This is a genomic window from Dendrosporobacter sp. 1207_IL3150 (assembly GCF_036763085.1).
GTDB lineage: Bacteria > Bacillota > Negativicutes > DSM-1736 > Dendrosporobacteraceae > JBAIYU01.
Window position 1 is genome coordinate 1 of record NZ_JBAIYU010000027.1, and the last position, 4567, is coordinate 4567.

3 protein-coding genes, 5 tRNA genes and 2 rRNA genes are annotated in these 4567 nt (G+C 38.1%); all 10 read right to left on the minus strand.

Annotated elements, in window-relative coordinates; genetic code table 11:
- Window positions 1-419: 419 nt before the first annotated feature.
- Window positions 420-1493, minus strand: a complete 1074-nt coding sequence (locus V6C17_RS13100; RefSeq protein WP_333523023.1) for an HD-GYP domain-containing protein — start codon at window positions 1491-1493, stop codon at window positions 420-422.
- 156 nt (window positions 1494-1649) lie between these two features.
- Window positions 1650-2726, minus strand: a complete 1077-nt coding sequence (locus tag V6C17_RS13105) for a GNAT family N-acetyltransferase (protein ID WP_333523024.1) — start codon at window positions 2724-2726, stop codon at window positions 1650-1652.
- A 146-nt stretch (window positions 2727-2872) separates the two neighbouring features.
- Entirely contained in the window at window positions 2873-3451 is a 579-nt protein-coding gene (locus tag V6C17_RS13110; protein WP_333523025.1) for a biotin transporter BioY, read from the minus strand.
- 180 nt (window positions 3452-3631) lie between these two features.
- Window positions 3632-3716: transfer RNA gene (locus tag V6C17_RS13115), tRNA-Tyr, on the minus strand.
- A gap of 9 nt (window positions 3717-3725) precedes the next feature.
- Window positions 3726-3802, minus strand: a tRNA-Arg gene (locus V6C17_RS13120).
- An 8-nt stretch (window positions 3803-3810) separates the two neighbouring features.
- A tRNA-Ile gene (locus tag V6C17_RS13125) sits at window positions 3811-3885 on the minus strand.
- Between the two features lie 14 nt (window positions 3886-3899).
- A tRNA-Met gene (locus tag V6C17_RS13130) sits at window positions 3900-3975 on the minus strand.
- A 6-nt stretch (window positions 3976-3981) separates the two neighbouring features.
- Window positions 3982-4098, minus strand: a 5S ribosomal RNA gene (rrf, locus tag V6C17_RS13135).
- Window positions 4099-4118: 20 nt separating this feature from the next.
- Window positions 4119-4194: transfer RNA gene (locus V6C17_RS13140), tRNA-Met, on the minus strand.
- Between the two features lie 246 nt (window positions 4195-4440).
- A 5S ribosomal RNA gene (rrf, locus tag V6C17_RS13145) occupies window positions 4441-4557 on the minus strand.
- Window positions 4558-4567 lie beyond the last annotated feature (10 nt).

Below are 4567 nucleotides of genomic sequence, written 5' to 3' on the forward strand. Positions count from 1 at the left end.
GATTCGAACTCGCGACCCTCGCCTTGGCAAGGCGATGCTCTACCACTGAGCTATTTCCGCACACATGTTTTGTGCTCATTGAGCACCGCACATCTGGCATTTTTCTTCTTACATTGTTTAGTTTTCAGGGAACACATTTTGTCGCCTACGAGGCGATGGATACGACACTAGATTAACTCTTACTTAAAAGTTTTGTTGATCTGCATCGGCCACAACATCGTCATGACAGTTATTTATTTTACCACTTCAATTCATGTTTGTCAACACTTTATTCATGGTATATTCAGCTATTTATAAAGATTCAATAACATTTTTGTACCTCGTAAGTACTCATATTATTGTGTCTCTGTAACAGCGACTTTTATATAATATCATCATGATTAAGTTATGTCAACTGGTATTTATTCCATAAATACTTTTTATGATTTATAGGAAAATCCTTTTTCGAACAGTGTTATACATGCTTTCACTACACTATCATCATAGAGTATTCCCCTATTGAGATTTATCTCAGTAATCGCTTGAACAACGCCTAAACTGGGGCGATAAGGTCTGTGTGAAGACATTGCTTCAACTACATCGGCTACTGCGACTATTTTAGCCTCGAGTAGCATCTCCGAAGATTTAAGACCATTAGGATAACCTGATCCATCAATTCTTTCGTGGTGCTGATGCACTATATCAGCTACTGGCCATGGAAAATCAATTGTTTTTAGAATTTCGTAACCTATATTGGAATGATTTCTTACAATGCCGAACTCGTGGACACTGAGTTTACCAGGTTTAGTAAGTATCTCTGCAGGAACTGCAATCTTCCCAATATCGTGAAGCATCCCTGCAACTTGGATAGCTGTTACAGATTCATTATCAAGTCCCATCTCTATAGCTATTCCTACTGCTAGTTCTGATACTCGCTTTTGATGACCGGCGGTGTACATATCTCTTATTTCTGCTATCGACGACATCGCCTGCACAGTTTGCCCTAATATAATCTTTAGCTTTTCAGAGCTTTCTTGCAGAGCTCTTTCCGCCTTTTTGGGTTCTGTAATATCTGTTATAACACCAACTATACCCGCTATGTTCATACTAGTATCAGTAAATGTAGCTTTATTAAAAATAACATCGTGCTCACTGCCATCGGCATACATTACACGATTTTCATAAATTTGTATCCCAGTTTGCTCAAGCAATTCATTGTCCTTTTTCTGATAGATTTCAGCCAAACTTCCTGGGGCTAAATCGTAGACAGAACTACCGACAATTTTTTCTTTCTTCAGCCCGATATATTCTTCAAAAGATTTATTACACCCCTTATACTTCCCGTTAGCATCTTTATAGAAAATTGGAGCAGGAATAACATCAATTAAAGTCTGTAAGAAATGTACTTGTTCACTTAATTCTCGATCTTTGCCAGCAAGTTCCGATTTAAGTTGAAGGTATCGTGATAGCCCACAGCCTTTGATTCGTCCCTTATTTTTATCTAATTTTGCCATTTAGCCGCTCCCATTAAATTAAACTAATCATAAGTCATTTTGATTTTTCTATCTAATAGTAAGAAAAATACACCAATTTCAAAAATATTTTATCCTCTTTATTCTATGACATTTGTTATTTCCCTTTTATTTAAACAGCTTTATTAGAACTGTATTTTATAGGGGTAATTTGGGTAACTTGCTAATTCTTTTGCCGTATTTCATATTTGGATACATACCATATTTTTCTTGCCTATCAAGATTATTTTCTTTATACTCTCGATTACTCAATCGAAGCATTAAGTAATATACCTCCTGCTGTGCAAAGCCAAGGTTCTCCAAAATTTCTTGTTTTGCTATGGAATCATTATAAATAGTTGTGCTAACACTCCCTTTTCTATACTTTTCTGCTAAACCCATTAAAGCCTTACTCAAAATAGTCTTTCTGTATTTCTCATATCTAGGATGCAGTATCATACTTAGTACATGAAATGTCGCCTTTGGATAACTCCGAACGTCAACAGATGCTATAATCCTTTCTCCTATACGGACTACATATGCTTGAGCTTCATTATGCATCAGTCGATTTTTAAGCCAATTGAGATTTCTGATAAATAAGCTTGGATTGAATTCTTGATATTCACGTCTGACTACCTGCTGTAATCTACACGGAATACTTGCACGATAAAGCCTATATATTTGTAAACGATCATTTTCTTTTACAGGCTGTAGTTTTAATTCAGAGGAAGTTTCTGTATCTAAAACTGCCTCTGAACTAAAACTTTTTTCGTAATGGAGAACTTGAGCTTGCGTAACAAAGCCAAGCCGCTCGTATAAGCGTTTAGCAGGATTATCACTTCTTACTTCTAATATCACATCATAATTATTTTTTTCGGCAATATTCTCAAGTAGCGCTCTTAAAACAACAGAACCTATACCTTTACCTCTATACTTTTTGCTGATTGCGATATAATCCAGATGAATCTGTTTCTCAGATAAGTATGATACCTGAATAAACCCAGCAAGATTTAGGCCAACCCGAATGATGTAGATATTAAAAAGATTTTTAACCCAAAGTGAAACATTACTAAGCGGTCGAAGAATGTAATAAAATTGGCGTACCCGATGTACTCTTTGTTTTATAATTTCTGAATTGACCTCTTCGCCAAACTCCTTTGTGAAAATATTTTCTAGATCCCTAAGATCATTATAATGGACTTTTTCAATAGTTACTTCAGCCCCATCTATATTCATAATTAATCACACCCACTTCATTTATTGTTTATAGTATATGGGATTGTGATTGAAGTAAAATTTGTAATTTATACCAAAAAAAATAAAGTTAGCTCACAATAATGCTAACTTTATTTTTATACTCAATTCGAATGTATACCTTGGATTTAATTCTTCATAGTATTGCTACTTTTTATATAACCTGAATTACGGAGAATAGGGACAACTCTTACTGCAGTCAAAGCGATTAACAGACTCATAATAAGGTCCGAGGTTATATAAGGTAATAAGCCTACGGCCAAAGCTTTATTAAATGGCATCTGTTTATGTAGATAAAAATTAACGATGAGATATAAGTAAGATACACCGATTGTATAAACAAAAGCAAGTCCAGTCAAAGCAGCGGCTAATGTTTTATAAAATGTTATTTTTTTGTATCTCTCAACAAATCGCCCAATTATATAGGAGCAAAAAATAAATCCAATGAGATATCCAAAAGTAGGTTGAAGTACATAAGCTGGCCCTCCTCCATTCGCAAAAACTGGGATACCTAATAAGCCAATGCCTACATACAGTAACTGAGAATATAAACCGTTACGGGCACCAAGAAAAACACCAGAATAAGCACAAAATAGATATTGCAATGTAAACGGTACCAAAGGAGTCGGTATCTTAACAAATGCTCCGACAGCAGTTAACGCTGCGAACATAGATATTAGAAGCATTTCGCGCAACTGTAATTTCACTATAAAAATCCCCTCTCTGCATATGCTGCCACGGGCTCTATTATATAATTTTCGACATTTTAGGTCAATTGTCATACTTATAATTGGTTAACAATTAAACCTAACCATGTCTTATTCACTTAAACAAAAACAGCTTAATTGATTATTAATCAAATTAAGCTGTTATAATTTATTGTTTAATGGTGGAGGGAGCTGGATTCGAACCAGCGAAGGCAGAGCCGGCAGATTTACAGTCTGCTCCCTTTAGCCACTCGGGAACCCCTCCGAGTTATAATGGCGACCCCGGCAGGATTCGAACCTGCGACCTTTTGATTCGTAGTCAAACGCTCTATCCAGCTGAGCTACGGAGTCATGATATATGGTGGGCCCACCTGGGTTCGAACCAGGGACCAGCCGGTTATGAGCCGGCTGCTCTACCACTGAGCTATAGGCCCATTGTTTGTAAAATTGGTTGCGGGAGCAGGACTTGAACCTACGACCTTCGGGTTATGAGCCCGACGAGCTACCAACTGCTCCATCCCGCGATATAAAATCAGCAGTTTTCTATCCTCCCAGGCCGTTTCCAGCCAAGTACTTTCGACGTATACGAGCTTAACTACCGTGTTCGGTATGGGAACGGGTGGAACCTCGTAGCTATCACCACTGAATATGAAACTTTAAAATAAATTGGTTGCGGGAGCAGGACTTGAACCTACGACCTTCGGGTTATGAGCCCGACGAGCTACCAACTTCTCCATCCCGCGATAAAAAACTGGCATCTACTTATCCTCCCAGGCCGTTTCACATATCGCTATGCCATCCGTGGCGCGATATGCACTTGGTCCATCCGGGACCATCGCCAGCCAAGTACTTTCAGCGTATAAGGGCTTAACTACTGTTACGATGTAAATAGTTCATAACATCTTGTAAGCACCTTCATGCCTAGTGAGTCGCATAGGTAACGGTGGTATGGGAACATGTGGAACCCATATACTACCTATGGCAATTAGAATCAGCAGCTTTCTATCCTCCCAGGCCGTTTCCAGCCAAGTACTTTCGACGTATACGAGCTTAACTACTGTGTTCGGTATGGGAACAGGTGGAGCCTCGCAGCTATCGCCACTGAATATGAGGTGA

Bases quoted from the DNA above. Each gene is read 5' to 3' on its own strand.
- V6C17_RS13100 (WP_333523023.1), bottom strand. From the start codon at position 1,493: ATGGCAAAATTAGATAAAAATAAGGGACGAATCAAAGGCTGTGGGCTA.
- V6C17_RS13105 (WP_333523024.1), bottom strand. From the start codon at position 2,726: ATGAATATAGATGGGGCTGAAGTAACTATTGAAAAAGTCCATTATAAT.